We start from the raw sequence: 19,009 nt of genomic DNA, 5'->3' as shown, positions 1-19,009 counted from the left end.
CTGTGGGAAAGCTGTGGATAAGTACGTAAACCTCATCAAACTGTCTGTCGGATCGGAAAGCGTCGACACGCTGATCGCGTGGCAGGACAGCTATCGCCAACGGTTCGAGGATGGGCTGCCGCGTCACGTCACCCGCATGTGGCCCAAGCGCGAGGCCGAGATTCTGAACGGCGGTTCGATCTATTGGGTGGTCAAAGGCGTGATCCAATGCCGTCAGCGCATTCTGCGGCTCGATGAGGTGCGCGGCGATGACGGCATCCGCCGCTGCGCCATCGTGCTCGACCCCGAAGTGCACCGCACCCAGAACGCCCTGAAACGCCCGTTCCAGGGCTGGCGCTATCTGAAACCCGAGGACACCCCCGCCGATCTGCCCAAATCCCGCGAACAGGACGATGCCCTGCCCGACGATCTGAACCGCGCGCTGGCGGATATCGGCGTGCTTTAACCCAGCCGATCCAGCAGCGCGTTCAGAACCGCCTTGGTCTCGGGGTCACATTTGGCGACCCGGCTGCGCCACAGCGTGGCCTGAGATTGCAGGATCAGCCCGTCCGACAGGATTTTCAGGTGGTTCGCCCTCAGGGTCTCTCCCGTAGACGTGATATCGGCAATCGCCTCGGCGGTTTCGTTCATCACCGTGCCTTCGGTCGCGCCCTGGCTGTCGACCAGCGTGTAATCCGCCACGCCCGCATCGGTCAGGAACTCGCGCACCAGGCGGTGATACTTGGTAGCGATCCGCAGCCGGTGGCCGTGGGTCTTGCGGAACGCCGCCGCCGCCGCATCCAGATCGTCCAGCGTATCCACATCGACCCAGCAGGTCGGCGTGGCAATGATCAGGTCGGCCTTGCCGAATCCAAGCTGCGAGATCTCTTCGACCTGCTGTTCCCAGCGCGGCAGTTTCTCGTGCACCAGATCGATGCCGGTGACGCCCAGATGAATGCGCCCGGCAGCCAGTTCGCGCGGGATTTCTCCGGCCGACAGCAGGATCAGCGAAACGCCGTCGATCCCTTCGACCTTGCCCGCATATTCCCGGTCCGACCCGCTGCGCGACAGGGTGATGCCGCGTTTGGCGAACCACGCGAATGTCTTGTCCATCAACCGGCCCTTGGAGGGCACGCCAAGTTTCAGGCTCATCGCAGGTCCCCTTCCACGTCCAGCATCAGGTCGGGGCGGATCACGCCGCCAATGGCGGGAATTTCCGCCCCATTGCCCAACTGCCGCGTCAGCGCGTCATAGCGCCCGCCGGTGGCGATGGGGGGCAGATCGGGGCGGCCTTCGGCATAAAAGCCAAAGACGAAGCCGTCATAATATTCCATTGAGGTCCGGCCATAGGCGGCCTCGAAATCCAGCGTATCCACATCGACGCCGCGCGCCTGCAGGGCCGCGATCCGCGCTTCGAGCCGGTCCAGCGCCGGGGTGATCTGCGGCAGATCGACGGCCACGTCCCGCAGTTGTTCCAGGGCAAAAGGCATGGTTTCGCGCACGTTCAGCAGCGTTTCCAGCCCGGCCAGTTCGTTGTCCGAAATCGGAGGCGTCTCGCGATCTTCGCGCAACGCCTCGATCCGCGCCTCAATCTCCGCAGCACGCCGTTTACCGGTCATGGGCGCGTCGAACTGCATGGGGTCGAGGGCATCCAGCAGTTTTGTCCGGTGCTCGGGCTCGGGCTTTCGCCCGGCGAAGCGATCCAGCAGGATACGGAACCGGCGCGGACGCCACAGATGACGCATCAGCGCCGCCTTGCGCCGATCTGTCGTCCGCAGGCCCTGTACTGCGGCGGTCAGGATGCCGATATCGCCGGTTGCCGCCCGCAGGGGCAGCCCGCGCAGTTGCAGCGCGAACAGAGAAAACACCTCGGCATCCGCTCCGGCGGGATCGTTGCGGTCAAAGACCTCATACCCGACCTGAATGTACTCGTTGGCGCGGTCGGGGTCGTGTTCCTGCCGCCGGAACACCTCGCCGGAATAGGTGTAACGCGCGGGCTCGGCGCCTTCGCGCATGTGCATCTGCACCACGGGCAGGGTGAAGTCGGGGCGCAGCATCTGCTCGCCGCGCAACGCGTCCGAGGTCACATAGGCGCGGGCACGGATATCCTCGCCATAGAGGTCCAGCAGCATGTCCGCCGGTTGCAACAGCGGCGGGTCCACGACCTGCGCGCCTGCGGCCTCGAACCGGACACGCATCATCGCGGCGCGGGCCTGTATCTGGGAACGGTTGGCCATGGCTCAGTCCTGACTGTCCAGAATCTCTTGCACCTTGGCGACCAGATCACCGCGCGGCACCTGGAACTGACTGGGGCGTTCTTTCCATTCCTCCAGCGTGGCGCTTTCGGCGATCTTCGCGCCCAGGATCAGGTCCTTGATCTGCACGATGCCACCCGCCTTTTCGTCACCGCCTTCAATGACCGCAATCGGCGCGTTCCGCTTGTCCGCGTATTTCAGCTGATTGCCGAAATTCTTGGGGTTGCCCAGATAGACCTCGGCCCGGATACCCGCATTGCGCAGCTCGGCCACCATCGCCTGATAGTCGGCCATCCGGTCGCGGTCCATGACCGTCACCACCACGGGACCTGTCGCCTGCGCAGCGATCCGGCCCTTTTCGCGCAGGGCGGCCAGCAGGCGATCGACGCCGATCGAGATACCTGTCGCGGGCACTTCCTGCCCGGTGAAGCGCTTGACCAGATCGTCATAGCGACCGCCGCCCGAGACCGATCCGAACTGACGTTTGCGGCCTTTCTCGTCGAAAATCTCGAATGTCAGTTCTGCCTCATAGACCGGCCCGGTGTAATAGCCGAGGCCCCGCACGACCGAGGGGTCGATCTCGATCCGGTCCGCCCCGTAGCCGCCCGCATCCAGCAGCGCGCCGATCTGTTCCAGCTCGGCAATCCCATCCGCGCCGATCTTGCTGTCGCCCACAGCGGCGCGCAGGTTGGCCAGCGTTCCGGCGGTATCTGCGGCTTTCGAGGTCAGGAAGGCGATCACCGGTTCGGCCTGATCGTCGCTCAGACCCACACCATCGATAAACGCGCCCGAGGCATCCAGACGGCCCTTGGTCAACAACTCGCGCACGCCAGCCTCACCCACCTTATCGAACTTGTCGATGGTGCGCAGAACGTTGTCGCGGGCGGCGGCGTCTTCGCCTAGGCCCATCGCCTCGAGCACGCCATTCAGAACCTTGCGGTTGTTGACCCGCACCAGATAGTCGCCGCGCGGGATGCCGACGGTCTCAAGCGTATCCGACAGCATCGCGCAGATCTCGGCATCCGCCGCCATGCTGGCCGTGCCCACCGTATCCGCATCACACTGATAAAACTGGCGATACCGCCCCGGCCCCGGCTTTTCGTTGCGCCAGACCGGCCCCATCGCATAGCGGCGATAGGGCGTCGGCAGATCGTTGCGGTGCTGCGCATAGACCCGGGCCAGAGGCGCGGTCAGGTCATAGCGCAGGGCCATCCAATCACCGTTGCCGCCTTCGTCGAACTCCTGCCACGCGAACACGCCTTCGTTGGGGCGATCCACATCGGGAAGGAACTTGCCCAGCGCCTCGACGGTCTCGAGCGCGCTGCTCTCCAGGGCGTCAAAGCCATACCGATGATAGACGCCCGCAATCGTCCGCAGCATCTCGGTGCGCTGCGTGACTTCCTCGCCGAAATAGTCGCGGAATCCCTTTGGCGTTACGGCCTTGGGGCGGGGCTGTTTCTTGGGCTTGGCCATCTGGGCGTCCTTCGCGGTCATCTTCCGCGCGCGGTCTATCCCATGGCCCGCATCGGGGCAAGGCGCGCTTTCGCTGGCCTTGCCGTCACAGGGTCGCTATGACCGGCATATCAAGGAGTCCCACATGCAGCATCTGGAAGAACAGATCGCCCACCTGACCCGCACGGTCGAGGATCTGAACGCAGTCGTCACCCGGCAACAGGACGAGATCGACCGCCTGACCCGCCGCGTCGAAATGCTGTTCCAGCGCGAGGCTGAACGGGCGCAGGATGGATCGGGCGGGATTGTCTATGGCGACGAACGCCCGCCACATTACTGAGCGTTTACAACCCCAGCGTCACCTTCACCGCGTTGTCGACCACGCCGCCCAACAGGGCGTTTTTGTCGGCAGCGCAGCCTTCGGACAGAGCGGCGATAAAGGTTTCGCGCAACTGGGCTTTTTCCTCGTCCGTGGTCGCGTGATCGTCGATATTGATCTGACGGTTATAAAGCGACAGGGCGGTCATCTTTTCAACAACGGTCACGACAAAGGCTTCGTCCCCATCCGCCTCTTCCGCGATCGAGGCGCATGTGTAGTGCATCAACGGCAAAGCGTCCTGAACCATTTGTTCAGCGGCCTCGTCAGCCGCGACCGCAACCGGCAAGGATAGGCACAGGGATGCGAATACAGTCTTTAATGGCTTCATCATCGCGCTCACTTCCAGTTATGTCCGATAATCGCCCCGGCCACGCCGCCGATTGCCGCGCCCTTTCCATCGCCGATCAGGGCTCCGACACCAGCGCCGATCAGCGCACCTTCAATGGTCTTCTTCTTTTTGTCATCCGCCAATCCGGCCGATGCCAAAGCAAGCGATGCCGCTGCCGCCATCGCAACCGTCCTGAACCCGAGACCTGAAATCGTCATGTGAACGCCCTCCCGTGGCCAATGCCCAAACAATCCTTCTGCGCCCAGCCTAGCGGGGCGCTAACTGTCTGGCAACAAAGCCCGGCGTCAGATTTCTTCGACCGAGATCACACCTTCCAGAGATTTGATCGCCCCCTTGATCTGCGGGTTGATCGGGAAGTCATGGCCCAGATCCATCTCGACCTCGCCGGGCAGCCCCGGTGCGATCAGCAACAGCTGGATCGGACCGCGTGCGGCGTTCTTGGCCGCATCCGCCGCGTCGGCAAGCACCTTGGCGACGGTGGGCAGGGCCTGCGCCTCGTCCAGAAAGATGCGCAGACCGGTTGCCCCCGCATCGGCCACAACCGAATCCACCGGTCCGACCGACCGGCCCAGCAGTTTAAGCTGATCGGCCTCCATCGTCGCCTCGGCGGTCAGCACCACCTGCGCGCCGGTTTCCAGAAACTCGCGGCTTTTCTCCAGCGTTTCCGAGAACAGCGTGACCTCATACGCACCTGTCGGGTCCGAGAGTTGGGCAAAGGCAAACCGGTTGCCGCGCGCCGATTTCCGCTCCTGCCGCCCGGCAACAACGCCCGCCATTTTCGCAATCAGCGGACCCGAGCGGGCCTTTTCCGTCACTTCATCCAGCGTCAGCACTTGTTTGCGTTTCAGCGCGGGCATGTAGTCGTCCAACGGGTGGCCGGAGAGGTAGAAGCCGATGGCCTTGAACTCTTCGCTCAGCCGTTCTGCAGGCAGCCAGTCGGGACTGGGCGACAGGCGCGGTTCGGGCAGATCATCGCCCGCCTCGCCAAACAGCGACACCTGGTTCGAGTTCTTCTGGTCATGAATGGCCGCCGAATACTGCACTAACGGGTCAAGGCTTTCGAACACACGGCGGCGGTTCTTGTCGAGCTCGTCAAAGGCCCCAGCCCTCGCCAGCATCTCAAGCGGGCGTTTGCCGACCTTCTTCAGATCGACCCGGCGGGCGAAGTCGAACAGGTTGACAAAGGGCTTGTCGCTTTTTTCATCCTGCGCGCCCCCGGCGCGACGCCCCTCGACCACCAGATTCATCGCCTCGACACCGACGTTTTTCAACGCGCCCAGCGCGTAGACCAGTTCGCCATTCACCACGTCAAACGTCGCCTGAGACCGGTTCACGCAAGGCGGCACATAGGGCAATTCCAGCCCCTTGCGGACCTCTTCAAAGTAGACGGCCAGCTTGTCGGTCAGGTGGATATCGCAATTCATTACACCCGCCATGAACTCGACCGGGTGGTTCGCCTTCAGCCAGCCGGTCTGATAGCTGACCACCGCATAGGCGGCGGCGTGGGATTTGTTGAAGCCGTAATTGGCGAACTTGTCCAGCAGGTTCCAGACCTCGGTCGCCTTGGCCTCGTCCACATTGTTCTCAGCCGAACCTTTGAGGAATTTGGGCCGCTCGGCGTCCATCGCCTCCTGAATTTTCTTACCCATCGCGCGGCGCAGCAGGTCGGCACCGCCCAAGGAGTACCCCGCCATTTCCTGCGCGATCTGCATCACCTGTTCCTGATAGACGATGATACCCTGGGTTTCGTCCAGAATATGGTCGATGGACGGGTGCAGCGTGTCCCGCTTGCTCAGCCCGTTCTTGACCTCGCAGAACTTGGGGATGTTTTCCATCGGGCCGGGACGGTAGAGCGCGACGAGGGCGATGATATCCTCGATACAGTCCGGCTTCATCCGCTTGAGCGCATCCATCATGCCCGAGGATTCCACCTGGAACACCGCCACCGTCTTGGCCGCTGAATAGAGCTTATACGTTGCCTCGTCATCCAGCGGGATGGCGTTGATCTGGTTCTCGGCCCCGTCGGCAGGTTCATAAAGTTCGGTGCCATCGGCGGCGACGTGCAAAGGCCGCCCGGACTTGAAGATCAGGTCCATCGCATTCTGAATCACGGTCAGTGTCTTCAGACCCAGAAAGTCGAACTTCACCAGCCCGGCCTGTTCCACCCATTTCATGTTGAACTGGGTCGCGGGCATGTCGGACCGGGGATCTTGATAGATCGGCACCAGCGCATCCAGAGGCCGGTCCCCGATCACCACCCCCGCCGCGTGGGTCGAGGCGTTCCGCAACAGCCCTTCGACCTGTTGGCCATAGGTCAGCAGCCGGTCCACTACCTCTTCGTTCCGGGCCTCTTCGCGCAGGCGGGGTTCGTCTTTCAGCGCTTTCTCGATAGAGACGGGTTTGACCCCTTCCACCGGGATCATCTTGGACAGGCGATCCACCTGTCCATAGGGCATCTGCAACACCCGCCCGATATCGCGCACGGCAGCTTTCGACAGCAACGCACCAAAGGTGATGATCTGCCCCACCTTGTCGCGCCCGTATTTTTGCTGGACGTAGCGGATCACTTCCTCACGCCGGTCCATGCAGAAGTCGATATCGAAGTCGGGCATCGAGACCCGTTCAGGATTCAAAAACCGTTCGAACAGCAGCGAATAGCGCAGCGGGTCAAGGTCGGTGATCGTCAGCGCATAGGCCACCAAGGAGCCCGCGCCCGAACCCCGCCCCGGCCCCACCGGGATGTCATGATCCTTGGCCCATTGGATAAAGTCGGCAACGATCAGGAAATAGCCCGGAAAGCCCATGCCTTCGATGATGCCCAACTCAAACTCCAGCCGTTCCTTATACTCCTCAATCGGTACGGCATGAGGGATTACCATCAAACGCCTCTGTAAACCTTGAGTGGCCATCCGGCGCAGTTCAGCGACCTCATCATCGGCAAACTTCGGCAGGATCGGGTCGCGGCGATAGGCCATAAAGGCGCAGCGTTTGGCGATTTCCACCGTGTTCTCGATGGCCTCGGGCAGATCGGCGAACAGGGTCACCATTTCCTGCTGCGACTTGAAATAATGCTGCGCGGTCAGGCGGCGGCGGTCGTCCTGCTGATCGACATAAGCGCCTTCTGCGATACAGATCAGAGCGTCATGCGCCTCGTACATGTCCGAGGTCGGGAAATAGACGTCATTGGTGGCGACCAAAGGCAGGTTCTTGGCATAGGCCATCTCGACATGGCCACGCTCGGTCAGGCGTTCGGCCTCGGGCTGGCCATCCTCGCCCGGATGGCGCTGCAGTTCGATGTAAAGACGATCGGGGAACATCCCGGCCAGCCGGTCCACCAGAACCTCAGCCGCCGGGCGCTGGCCCTGCTGCAACAGCATCCCCACCGGTCCATCCGGCCCGCCGGTCAGGCAGATCAGCCCGTCCGAGCGCGCGGCCAACTCGTCCAGCGTGACCTGCGGCAACTGCCCGCTCTTGTCTACATAAAGGCAGGAGCTGAGCTTCATCAGGTTCTCATACCCAGCCTCGGACTGCGCCAGCAGCACCAAGGGCGCGGGCGCTTTCGGCTTTTCCCCCGGCTGTGCCTGCACATAGGTCAGATCGACCTGACAGCCCATTATCGGCTGAATACCGGCCCCGCTGGCGGTCACGGAAAATTCCAGCGCCGAGAACATCGAATTTGTGTCCGTCACGGCAACGGCGGGCATCTCGGCCTTCTCGCACAGCCCCGGCAGCTTTTTCAGCCGCACAGCGCCTTCCAGCAATGAATATTCGGTGTGAACGCGGAGGTGAATGAATCGAGGAGTACTGCTCATGACCGCTACGCTATCCCAGCCAGCGGCGCTGCAAAAGCGGGAACCGCTGTCCTGAGAAGCTAAATAATTCACCTCTGATTATTCGGCTTTTCCAGAAGGTGCTTCGGGGGGCACCGAGCGCACAGGGCAGAAAACGGTTTTATTTCAACGGGCTGAAGACTCAACACATACGCAACTTGACCGCCAGCAGGGCCTAATGATGTATCGCCCAGGCAGTTTTTCTTGCCAGATCAGCCGCGCTGTTTCTAACATCGAACGGCAAGCTACTCGCCCGCCACTCTTTCTACGTCGCATCGAAGGAGGGCCAGAGGGGCGCAACCGGGTAAGGCGACGGGTTTCTCGAATGAATATCACGTTTCTTCTGAACGGAGAGACAGTGGAACTGGCGGATGTCGATCCGACAGCGACCCTGCTGGACTGGCTGCGCGAGGATCGCGGCCTGACCGGTACCAAGGAAGGCTGCAACGAAGGCGATTGCGGGGCCTGTACCGTCATGGTGACGGATGAGGATGGCCACAAAGCGCTGAATTCCTGCATCCTCTTCCTGCCCCAGCTGCATGGCAAGGCGATCCGCACCGTCGAAGGGGCCAGCGGCCCGAATGGCGAGGCGCATCCGGTCCAGCAGGCGATGGTGGACCTGCACGGGTCGCAATGCGGCTTCTGCACCCCCGGTTTCGTCATGTCGATGGTGGCAAGCCACGCAAATGGCGCAACCGATCACGACACCCAGCTTGCCGGCAACCTGTGCCGCTGTACGGGTTACGCGCCGATCATTCGGGCGGCGCAGGTTGTCGAGGATCAGCCCGTGCCGGTCTGGGTCAAGGACGCGCCTGTTGCTGCACAAAACACCTCGCCCATGCTGCCCGGATCATCCGACGCTTTGGCCGCGGCTTATGCCCAGAACCCGGACGCCACCCTGATCGCCGGTGCGACGGATGTGGGCCTCTGGGTCACCAAACAGCTGCGCGATCTGGACCCGGTGATCTTCCTGAACCGCTGCGATGACCTGAAACAAATCACGATCACCGACAGCGAAATCCGTTTCGGCGCGATGGTCGACATGAACCGGATGGGCGAGGCGCTGGCCGATCTGCATCCCTCCTACGCTGAAATGATCCACCGCTATGCCAGCGTTCAGGTGCGCCACGCGGCCACCGTGGGCGGCAATATCGCCAACGGCTCGCCGATCGGGGACAACCCGCCCGCGCTGATTGCTCTGGATGCGACCCTGCATCTGCGCAGAGGCGATGAGCGCCGGTCCATCCCGTTGGAAGAATTCTTTATCGACTACGGTAAACAGGACCGCGCGCCCGGTGAGTTTGTCGAGGCCGTCAGCTTCCCCCGTCAACCGGACAGGCTAAAGACCTACAAGCTCAGCAAGCGGTTCGATCAGGATATCTCGGCCGTCTGCGGCTGTTTCAATATCACCGTTTCAGAGGGCACCGTCACGCAGGCGCGTATCGCGTTTGGCGGCATGGCCGGCATTCCGAAACGGGCAACCCATGTCGAGGCCGCGCTGATCGGCAAACCCTGGACGCGCGAGACGATTGACGCCGCGCTGCCTGCCTTTGCCGACGATTATTCACCACTCACGGACATGCGCGCCTCGGCAACCTATCGTCTGGAAACCGCCAAAGCGATTCTGGAACGGTATTTCCTGGAAGATCAGGGTGAAGTGACCAATGTGCTGGAGGTGTCGGCATGAGCGTGACCAAATCCCTCCCCCATGACACTGCCCCTCTGCATGTGGCAGGCGCGGCGCGCTATGTGGATGATATTCCGACGCCCAAAGGCACGCTGCATCTGGCCTTTGGCCTCAGCCCGATTGCCAAGGGTACGATCACCGCGATGGACCTGTCGGCGGTGAAAGAGGCCCAAGGCGTTGTCATGGTGATGACCGCCGGGGACCTGCCCTTTGCCAACGACGTTTCGCCCTCAATCCACGATGAACCACTCCTGTCGGACGGCGCGGTGCATTATATCGGCCAGCCGGTGTTTCTGGTCATCGCCACCAGTCATCTGGCCGCGCGCAAGGCCGCGCGTCTGGGCAAGATCGACTATGCCGAAGACACCCCGATCCTGACGGTCGAAGAGGCGCTGGCCGCCGACAGCCGGTTCGAGGACGGCCCGCGTATCTACGCCAAGGGCGATGCCGATGCGGCCATCGCCAATGCCGCCCATGTGATCGAAGGGTCTTTCGAACTCGGCGGGCAGGAGCATTTCTATCTCGAAGGTCAGGCCGCTTTGGCCGTGCCGAATGAAGGCGCGGATATGCTGGTGCATAGCTCGACCCAGCACCCGACCGAGATCCAGCACAAGGTGGCCGACGCTCTGGGCGTTCCCATGCACGCTATCCGGGTCGAGACCCGCCGCATGGGCGGAGGGTTCGGTGGCAAGGAGAGTCAGGGCAACGCGCTGGCCGTCGGTTGTGCTGTCGCCGCGCGCGCCACCGGCAAGGCCTGCAAGATGCGCTATGACCGCGACGATGACATGATCATCACCGGCAAGCGCCATGCCTTCCGCATCGCGTACAAGGCCGGGTTCGGTGAGAACGGCCATATCCAAGGCGTCTCGTTCCACCACTACGCCATCTGCGGCTGGGCACAGGACCTGTCCCTGCCTGTCGCGGACCGCGCCATGCTGCATTCGGACAACGCCTATCTGCTGCCCAATGCCCGGATCGAGAGTCACCGGCTAAAGACCAACACCCAATCCGCCACCGCCTATCGCGGCTTTGGCGGCCCGCAGGGAATGGTCGGGATCGAACGGGTGATGGACCACGCCGCCTATGAAATGGGGCTGGACCCGGTCGAGCTGCGCCGCCGGAACTACTATGAACCGGCGCATGCGGTAGCCGAGACCGAACCGGCGGAGAAACCGCTCGGCCACCCCGATCCGCATGAGGACCTGACCAGCCGCGGCGCGGTTGAGATGGGTGACGCCCCGGTGCGCCCTCTGCCCGCCGGTGGCAACACCACGCCCTATGGCATGGAGGTCAGCGATTTCGAACTGCACGGCATGACCGAGGCGTTGCTGAAATCCAGCGACTACGCCGCGCGCAAGGCCGCGATTCAGAAGTGGAACGCCGAGAACGGCGTGATCAAGAAGGGCATCGCCTTTTCTCCGGTCAAATTCGGCATCTCCTTCACGCTGACTCACCTCAATCAGGCAGGCGCACTGGTGCATGTGTATCAGGACGGCTCGGTCCACCTGAACCATGGCGGGACCGAGATGGGTCAGGGTCTGTTCCAGAAGGTAGCGCAGGTTGCAGCCGCGCGCTTTGGTATCCCGCTGGAGATGGTTAAGATCACCGCTACCGATACCGCCAAGGTCCCTAACACCTCGGCCACGGCGGCATCTTCGGGCAGTGACCTGAATGGCATGGCTGTGAAAGCGGCCTGCGATACGATCCGCGACCGGATGGCCGATTATCTGGCGGAACGGCATCAGGCCGATCCCTCCACCGTGACATTCTCGGACGGGCAGGTTTCGGTTGGCGCAGAACGCTACAGCTTCGCTGAGGCAGCGGCGATGGTCTATCAGGGCCGTGTCAGCCTGTCGGCCACGGGTTTCTACAAAACCCCCAAAGTCAAATGGGACCGGATCAAGGGCCGGGGCCGTCCATTTTTCTACTTCGCTTATGGCGCCGCGGTCACCGAGGTCGCCGTGGACACCCTGACCGGCGAGAACCGCATCCTGCGCACGGATATTCTGCATGACGCCGGAACCTCGCTGAACCCGGTGCTGGATATCGGGCAGGTCGAAGGCGGCTATGTACAGGGCGCGGGCTGGCTGACGACCGAGGAACTGGTCTGGGACGGAAAGGGCAACCTGCGCACGCATGCGCCCTCGACCTACAAGATCCCGGCCTGCTCGGACCGGCCCGACATTTTCAACGTGGCGCTTTGGGACGGTGCGAACCGCGAGGACACGATCTATCGCTCGAAAGCGGTGGGTGAGCCGCCCTTCATGCTGGGCATATCCGCCTGGCTGGCCCTGTCGGATGCGGTGGCCGCCTGCGGCGACAGCTATCCGGCGCTGGATGCGCCCGCCACAGCCGAAGAGGTCTGGCGCGGCGTCCAAAGGATGAAGGGAGGCATCTGATGGGATTTGACCTGGAGGCTTTGAGGGAGGCGGTCAAAACCCACGGGCGTGTGGTCCGGGTGGTCATCGCCGGGATCAAGGGATCGTCCCCGCGCGAAGTGGGCGCTGCGATGCTGGTCTGGCCAGAAGAAAACGGCTTCGGGCAAAGCGGTACCATCGGCGGTGGCACGCTGGAATTTCAGGCGGCACAGGCCGCGCGGGCGCAAACCGCCCCTGCCCGCCTGTCCCACCACGCGCTTGGCCCGGAGATGGGGCAATGCTGCGGCGGTGCGGTGTCTCTGCTGAGCGAAGTCTATGACCTCGACGCCGTGAACGCGCTGGACGACCGGGTGATCGCGCGTTCCGCAACAGACCGGGATATGCCCCTGTCGGTCAAGCGCCTGCTGGCCGCCGCGCGCGGTCAGGGCATCGCGCCGGAAACACAGTTGGTCGATGGCTGGATGATCGAGCCGGTGCACAAGCCTGCACGAGACCTCTGGATTTGGGGCGCGGGGCATGTGGGCCGCGCGTTGGTTGAAGTTCTGTCACCCCTGCCCGATCTGGCCATCACATGGGTGGATACCGGGCCCGAGCGGTTTCCGCAGGATGTTCCGGCGGGCGTCACCGTTGTTCCCGCGACCAAACCGGCAGAGCTGGTCCGCCACGCGCCGCGTGATGCGGAGCATCTGGTGCTGACTTATTCACACAATCTGGACCTGGAACTGTGCAACAGCCTGCTTTTGCATGATTTCCGCTTTGCGGGGCTGATCGGCTCGGCTACGAAATGGGCGCGATTCCGGTCCCGGCTGGCTGCGTTGGGGCATGCGCCCGAACGGATCAGCCGGATCACCTGCCCGATCGGGGACCCGTCCCTGGGCAAACACCCGCAAATGATCGCAGTTGGTGTCGCGGCGCAGCTTTTGCGCCCTGCCCGGCAGAACGAAGGAAAGAAGGACCTGAGCGCGTGACCACTCCACTTTTAAGCTTGCAAGGGCTGACCAAGGCCTATCCCGGCGTCGTGGCCAATGATCAGGTGTCTTTCGACATCGGCGAAGGCGAGGTTCACGCCCTGCTGGGCGAGAACGGCGCGGGAAAATCCACGCTGGTCAAGATGATCTATGGGCTGGTGAAGCCCGACAGCGGCACCATGCTGCTGCGCGGCCAGCCGTTTGCTCCGCCAGAACCTCGTGCGGCGCGGGCCGATGGGATCGCGATGGTGTTCCAGCATTTCTCGCTGTTCGACGCGCTGAACGTGGCTGAGAATATTGCGCTGGGGATGGAAAACCCGCCGCCGATGGGCGATCTTGCCTCGCGCATCCGCGAAGTGTCCGAGACCTATGGCCTGCCGCTGGACCCCTATCGCACCGTTGGCGACCTGTCCGCGGGTGAACGTCAGCGGGTCGAGATCATCCGCTGCCTGCTGCAGGACCCTAAACTGCTGATCATGGACGAGCCGACCAGCGTGCTGACCCCGCAGGAGGTTGATATCCTGTTCGAGACGCTGAACAAATTGCGGTCCGAGGGCACCTCGATCCTCTATATCTCGCACAAGCTGGAAGAGATTCGCACGCTCTGCGATCACGCCACAATCCTGCGGCTGGGCAAGAATGTCGGCGAATGTGTTCCCGCTGAAACCTCAGCGCGCGACATGGCCGAGATGATGGTGGGCTCGACCCTGCAGACACCGGAACGCTCGGGCCGTGACTTCGGCGAGGTGGCGCTGGATGTCAGCGGTTTGTCGGTGCCTTCGCCCTCGGAATTTGGCACTGCGCTGAAGAACGTCCACATGACGGTTCGCAAAGGCGAGGTTCTGGGCATCGGCGGCGTTGCCGGGAACGGGCAGGATGAACTGCTGGGCGTTCTGTCGGGCGAAATTCCGACTGCTGCGGATGCGATTAAGTTCAACGGCCAAGCCATTGGCAGGCTGGGGCCGACAGCCCGGCGCAAAATGGGGGTGCTGACCGCGCCCGAGGAACGGCTGGGCCATGCTGCCGCCCCGGATATGAGCCTTACAGAGAATGCCCTGCTCACCGGTTCGGTGCGGGAAGGGCTGGAGAATAACGGGTTCCTGAAGTGGGCCGAGACCAAGAGTTTTGCCGAGAAGATCATCGAAGCCTTTGATGTACGCACGCCGGGGCCAGAGAACGCGGCGCGGTCGCTTTCGGGCGGCAACCTGCAGAAATTCGTCATTGGACGCGAGGTATTGCAGAACCCGGATGTGCTGGTGGTCAACCAGCCGACCTGGGGCGTGGATGCGGCCGCCGCAGCCTCAATCCGGCAGGCCATTCTGGACCTGGCGGCCAAGGGGACGGCAGTGATCTGTATTTCACAGGACCTCGATGAGTTGATGGAAATCTCGGACAGCTTCGCCGCACTGAACGAAGGGCGGCTGAGCGCGCCGCGCACAACCACGGGCCTGACGGTTGATGAGATCGGTCTGATGATGGGTGGTGCCCATGGAATGGAGGTGGCGCATGTGTGATCCGTGGCGTCGCCTTCGGCGAGAGTATTTAAAAAAAGATGAAGACAGGCGGGGGATGAGCAGATGATTGTGTTGGAGAAACGGCCGCAGCCGTCCAAGGCGTGGTCTTACGCCACACCTCTGGTCGCGGTGATCGCGACGATGGTGTTTGGCGGCATTCTGTTCGCCATTCTGGGCAAGAACCCGGTCGAGGCCATCGGAACCATTTTCTGGGAGCCCCTGTTCGGCGAATTTTCCTTTTATTACCGCCCGCAATTGCTGGTGAAGGGCGCGCCTCTGGTGCTGATCGCCATCGGCCTGTCGCTGGGGTTCCGCGCCGGTATCTGGAATATCGGGGCCGAGGGGCAATACATCATGGGCGCGATCTTTGGCGCTGGTGCCGGCTTGGCCTTTTACCCGCTGGATGCGTTTTACATCTTTCCGATCATGGTGATCGCGGGCGCGTTTGGCGGCTGGCTTTGGGCGATGATCCCGGCCTTTCTGAAGGTGCGGTTCGGGACGAATGAGATTCTGGTGTCTTTGATGCTGGTCTATGTCGCCGAACAGATGCTGGCCTCGGTCTCGTTGGGTCTGCTAAAGAACCCCGAGGGCTTCGGGTTCCCCGGGTCGCGCAACCTGCAATCCTATGAAAGCGCGCATAATGCCGAACTGATCGCCGGGTCGGGGATGCACTGGGGTGTGGTGACAGCGCTGATCGCGGTGATCTTTGCCTATGTGCTGCTGAACCGGCATATGCTGGGCTTTCACATCCGCCTGACAGGCGAAGCGCCGCGTGCGGCGAAATTCGCTGGTGTGAATCCGGCGCGTCTGATCCTGTTCTGTCTGGGTCTGTCCGGCGCGCTGGCTGGTCTGGCGGGGATGTTCGAGGTGTCCGGGCCCGCGGGCGTGGTCAGCATCGACTTTAACGTGGGCTATGGCTTTACCGCAATCATTGTGGCCTTTCTGGGCCGCCTGCATCCGGTGGGCATCCTGTTGGCCGGTGGCCTGATGGCGCTGACCTATATTGGCGGTGAAATCGCGCAGTCCCAGCTGGGCCTGCCCGCCGCTGCCATTCAGGTGTTTCAGGGCATGCTCCTGTTCTTCCTGCTGGCTTTCGATCTTCTGACAAACTACCGCATCCGTGCGGCTCGTAGCGAGGTAGCGTGATATGGACCTTGGTGAAATCAATCCCGTCCTTCTGGTCGCCTCGCTGATGGTGGCTGCAACCCCCCTGCTGCTGGCCGCGATCGGCGAGCTGGTCGTCGAAAAGGCGGGCGTTCTGAACCTCGGCGTCGAGGGGATGATGATTGTCGGCGCGATCAGCGGCTTTGCGATCTCGGTCGAGACCGGATCCCCCTGGCTGGGCTTTATCGCGGCCGCCATTGGCGGCGCGGTGCTGTCGCTGCTGTTCGTGCTGCTGACGCAGGTGGCGCTGGCCAATCAGGTGGCAAGCGGTCTGGCCCTGACGCTGTTTGGTCTGGGATTCAGTGCGCTGATGGGCCAGAGCTATGTGGGCATCAAACCTCCGGACATGGGAGAGATCCACATCCCGGTGATCAGCGACATCCCGGTCATTGGCCCGATCCTGTTCCAGCATGACCCGATCCTCTATGTCGGTATCGCGCTGACCGCCGCTGTCTGGGCTGTGCTGAAATACACCCGCGTCGGTCTGATCCTCCGGGCGGTGGGCGAAAACCACGATGCAGCGCATGCACTGGGGTACAAGGTGATCAAAATCCGCTTCATGGCGATCCTGTTCGGCGGTGCCTGTGCAGGCCTGGGTGGCGGCTATATCAGCCTGATCCGCGTGCCTCAATGGACCGATGGCATGACCGCCGGAATTGGCTGGATCGCCCTTGCGCTGGTGGTCTTTGCCAGCTGGAAGCCATGGCGTGTCCTGCTGGGTGCCTATTTGTTCGGCGGCATCACCGTATTGCAGCTTAATTTGCAGGCAGCGGGCGTTGCCATTCCTGTCGAGTATCTGGCAATGTCGCCCTACATCATCACGATCCTTGTGCTTGTGATCCTTTCGGCCGACAAGAGCAGCGCACCTGCCGCATTGGGCCGAACCTTTCATGCCTCGCACTAGAGGCCAACTGTACCAACTTGGGGAGTAACTACATGAAATTCAGATCACTTCTGACGACAGCCGCGATTGCGCTTGGTCTTGCGACCGGCGCCCTCGCCCAGGACAAGACCAAGGTCGGTTTTATTTATGTCGGCTCGATCAATGACGGCGGATGGAACCAGCACCACCATCACTCGGCCAAAGAAATGCAGGAACATTTCGGCGACCAGGTCGAACTGGTGTTTCAGGAAAACGTGGCCGAAGGGCCCGATGCCGAACGCGCCATGACGCAAATGGCGCTGGAAGGGGCCGACCTGATTTTCTCGACCTCGTTCGGCTTCATGGATCCGACGATCAACGTGGCCAAAAAATTCCCGAACGTGAAGTTCGAACACGCCACCGGTTACAAACGGGCAGACAATGTGTCCACCTATTCCGCCCGCTTCTATGAAGGCCGCGCGGTCCAGGGCCACATTGCGGGCAAAATGACCGAGTCCAACATCGTGGGCTATATCGGCTCCTACCCGATCCCCGAAGTGATCCGGGGCATCAACTCGGCCTACCTGCACGCCAAAAAGGTAAACCCTGAAGTCGATTTCAAGGTTATCTGGATTTACACCTGGCTCGATCCGTCAAAAGAAGCCGATGCCGCCACCGTTCTGATCGAGCAGGGCGCTGACGTGATCCTGCAGCACACGGACTCGACCGCACCTTTGGCGGCGATGCAGGAAGCTGGCAACGTCATCGGCTTCGGTCAGGCTGCGGACATGGCGGAATATGCGCCACATCCCCGTGTCAGCTCGATCATCGACAACTGGACTCCGTATTACATCGCTCGCACCGAAGCCGTCATGAATGGCAATTGGGAGAGCATTGACACCTGGGACGGCATCCAGAAAGGCATGGTCGGGATCGGCGAGATTTCCAGTGCCGTACCCGAAGATGTCAAGGCCGAGGCCCTGGCAATGAAAGAAGCCATTGCGTCCGGCGAATACCATCCCTTCACCGGTCCTATCAAAAAGCAGGACGGCAGCGACTGGCTGGGAGACGGCGAAGTGGCGGATGACGGCACTCTGGCCGGTCTGAACTTCTTTGTCGAAGGGCTGGAAGGCGAGATTCCGCAGTAATCGGGCTGACAACTTGAAACAAAAAAGTGGCTCGCGCATCGCGCGGGCCCCTTTTTTGCAGAATAGTCCGGTCTGAAATTCTGATATTTCAAGTATTCCAAAATATTCCAGTTGGCTCCGTTATGCCGATCCGGCAGAAAAGCTACCAACAAGTCGTGTCACACATCAAAGGAGCACGACATGAAAAAGCCGAACCACAATGCAGACATCAAAAACCCCAACAAGGGCTCGCCGGGACAGAACAAGACCCATGCGAAAGCCCAAGGTCATCGCGGTGGACAACTGAACCCGAACCGCAAAACGATCAGTACCAAAAAGTCATGACTTTCGGCCGGGCGCTTTCAGGTGCCCGGCCCACTTAAGGATAAGAAATGAGCGCCAAAAGAAGCAACGAGTTTTACGCTGACACTGAAAAACTGATCCGAATCGCATCGGAACACGGGATGCGGCAGACGACAATTGCCTCTCTGTGTAACGTGAGCCAGTCCACTGTCAGTAAGTGGAAGAGCGGGGAACTTCTTGCTAAACGCAAGGATATTGCGCCCTTGCTGAAGAAATTCGGTGAACACCTGCGGCGCACACCGTTCAAACTCTATCAGACTGCAGCCACCCAAGAAGAGCCTAGAAAGTTTGTCCGCGTCGAAGGCAAGTTGATTTTGCGCGAGAAGTTTCGGGGCGTTCCGCAGAATGATGTAACGCAGACGCTGCGCGCCTCGATCCATCGTCAGGGCGCTGATCAGTTTGCTCTGGTTATAGAGACCACACTAGCTCCTTACCCGGAACGCAATAAAATTACGGGCCCGATGCCTCTGATCACGGATCGGCTGGCTGCATGGTTTCTGAACGACACCATTGATGAGGCTGTGTACATTGCGAACCTGAACAAGCTACGAGACCTGGCACTGCGACTCGCAAGTGGCGACAACACCAAACTCTTCCCGTCACTCAAACAACTACCATATCTCGTGACCGAGGCACTGCTCTCCCATGGGTACAAACTGGATGACCTTGTGGAGTTTAGACTCGCAGAGTAATCTGCAACTC

17 protein-coding genes are annotated in these 19,009 nt (G+C 61.5%); 11 read left to right on the top strand and 6 right to left on the bottom strand.

What is annotated here, in order from left to right:
- Positions 1-13: 13 nt before the first annotated feature.
- Positions 14-445: a DUF1489 family protein gene (locus ACR0K1_RS21200; RefSeq protein ID WP_480851808.1), complete on the top strand. Its 432-nt coding sequence runs from the start codon at positions 14-16 to the stop codon at positions 443-445.
- Here the strand turns inward: ACR0K1_RS21200 and hisG are convergent.
- From hisG to hisS, 3 genes are read right to left on the bottom strand one after another with little or no spacing between them, the layout of a single operon-like run.
- Positions 442-1,131, bottom strand: coding sequence for an ATP phosphoribosyltransferase (hisG, locus tag ACR0K1_RS21195; protein ID WP_480612553.1), 690 nt, complete (start codon positions 1,129-1,131; stop codon positions 442-444). The genes ACR0K1_RS21200 and hisG overlap by 4 nt on opposite strands.
- On the bottom strand, positions 1,128-2,216 hold the full coding sequence (locus tag ACR0K1_RS21190) for an ATP phosphoribosyltransferase regulatory subunit (RefSeq protein ID WP_480612554.1): 1,089 nt from the start codon (positions 2,214-2,216) through the stop codon (positions 1,128-1,130). The genes hisG and ACR0K1_RS21190 overlap by 4 nt, the downstream gene beginning before the upstream one ends.
- Positions 2,217-2,219: 3 nt before the next feature.
- Positions 2,220-3,707: a histidine--tRNA ligase gene (gene hisS / locus ACR0K1_RS21185; RefSeq protein WP_480851820.1), complete on the bottom strand. Its 1,488-nt coding sequence runs from the start codon at positions 3,705-3,707 to the stop codon at positions 2,220-2,222.
- A 124-nt stretch (positions 3,708-3,831) separates the two neighbouring features.
- Between hisS and ACR0K1_RS21180 the strand changes: the two genes are divergently transcribed.
- Positions 3,832-4,026 (top strand): SlyX family protein, encoded by a 195-nt coding sequence (locus tag ACR0K1_RS21180; RefSeq protein WP_480612757.1) that lies wholly within the window; start codon positions 3,832-3,834, stop codon positions 4,024-4,026.
- Positions 4,027-4,030: 4 nt separating this feature from the next.
- On the opposite strand, the gene ACR0K1_RS21175 is transcribed toward ACR0K1_RS21180, so the two are convergent.
- The 3 genes from ACR0K1_RS21175 to dnaE form a co-directional block, all read right to left on the bottom strand.
- The gene (locus ACR0K1_RS21175) at positions 4,031-4,393 is read right to left on the bottom strand and encodes a hypothetical protein (RefSeq protein ID WP_480612556.1); all 363 of its coding nucleotides are present in this window, start codon (positions 4,391-4,393) and stop codon (positions 4,031-4,033) included.
- Between the two features lie 8 nt (positions 4,394-4,401).
- Positions 4,402-4,611, bottom strand: coding sequence for a YMGG-like glycine zipper-containing protein (locus tag ACR0K1_RS21170; protein ID WP_480612557.1), 210 nt, complete (start codon positions 4,609-4,611; stop codon positions 4,402-4,404).
- Positions 4,612-4,698: 87 nt separating this feature from the next.
- Positions 4,699-8,226, bottom strand: coding sequence for a DNA polymerase III subunit alpha (gene dnaE, locus ACR0K1_RS21165; protein WP_480851807.1), 3,528 nt, complete (start codon positions 8,224-8,226; stop codon positions 4,699-4,701).
- Positions 8,227-8,569: 343 nt separating this feature from the next.
- Between dnaE and xdhA the strand changes: the two genes are divergently transcribed.
- The 9 genes from xdhA to ACR0K1_RS21120 all read left to right on the top strand — a co-directional run bounded on the left by xdhA (position 8,570) and on the right by ACR0K1_RS21120 (position 18,999).
- A complete protein-coding gene (xdhA, locus tag ACR0K1_RS21160; RefSeq protein ID WP_480851806.1) occupies positions 8,570-9,931 on the top strand; it encodes a xanthine dehydrogenase small subunit in 1,362 nt (453 codons plus the stop codon).
- Positions 9,928-12,330 (top strand): xanthine dehydrogenase molybdopterin binding subunit, encoded by a 2,403-nt coding sequence (xdhB, locus tag ACR0K1_RS21155; protein WP_480851805.1) that lies wholly within the window; start codon positions 9,928-9,930, stop codon positions 12,328-12,330. Before xdhA ends, xdhB begins: the two co-directional genes overlap by 4 nt.
- A complete protein-coding gene (gene xdhC / locus ACR0K1_RS21150; protein WP_480851804.1) occupies positions 12,330-13,277 on the top strand; it encodes a xanthine dehydrogenase accessory protein XdhC in 948 nt (315 codons plus the stop codon). The genes xdhB and xdhC overlap by 1 nt, the downstream gene beginning before the upstream one ends.
- Positions 13,274-14,791, top strand: coding sequence for an ABC transporter ATP-binding protein (locus ACR0K1_RS21145; protein WP_480851803.1), 1,518 nt, complete (start codon positions 13,274-13,276; stop codon positions 14,789-14,791). Before xdhC ends, ACR0K1_RS21145 begins: the two co-directional genes overlap by 4 nt.
- A 63-nt stretch (positions 14,792-14,854) precedes the next feature.
- Positions 14,855-15,937, top strand: coding sequence for an ABC transporter permease (locus ACR0K1_RS21140; protein WP_480851802.1), 1,083 nt, complete (start codon positions 14,855-14,857; stop codon positions 15,935-15,937).
- A gap of 1 nt (position 15,938) precedes the next feature.
- On the top strand, positions 15,939-16,859 hold the full coding sequence (locus ACR0K1_RS21135; RefSeq protein ID WP_480612564.1) for an ABC transporter permease: 921 nt from the start codon (positions 15,939-15,941) through the stop codon (positions 16,857-16,859).
- A gap of 32 nt (positions 16,860-16,891) precedes the next feature.
- The gene (locus tag ACR0K1_RS21130; protein ID WP_480612565.1) at positions 16,892-17,965 is read left to right on the top strand and encodes a BMP family ABC transporter substrate-binding protein; all 1,074 of its coding nucleotides are present in this window, start codon (positions 16,892-16,894) and stop codon (positions 17,963-17,965) included.
- 180 nt (positions 17,966-18,145) lie between these two features.
- The gene (locus ACR0K1_RS21125) at positions 18,146-18,289 is read left to right on the top strand and encodes a hypothetical protein (protein WP_480612566.1); all 144 of its coding nucleotides are present in this window, start codon (positions 18,146-18,148) and stop codon (positions 18,287-18,289) included.
- A 47-nt stretch (positions 18,290-18,336) separates the two neighbouring features.
- Positions 18,337-18,999 carry a helix-turn-helix domain-containing protein gene (locus ACR0K1_RS21120; RefSeq protein WP_480851801.1) on the top strand — a complete coding sequence of 221 codons (663 nt, stop codon included), beginning with the start codon at positions 18,337-18,339 and terminating at the stop codon, positions 18,997-18,999.
- Positions 19,000-19,009: the final 10 nt, after the last annotated feature.

Source organism: Ruegeria sp. F5, from assembly GCF_056533845.1.
This window is presented reverse-complemented; position numbering and strand designations above follow the sequence as displayed.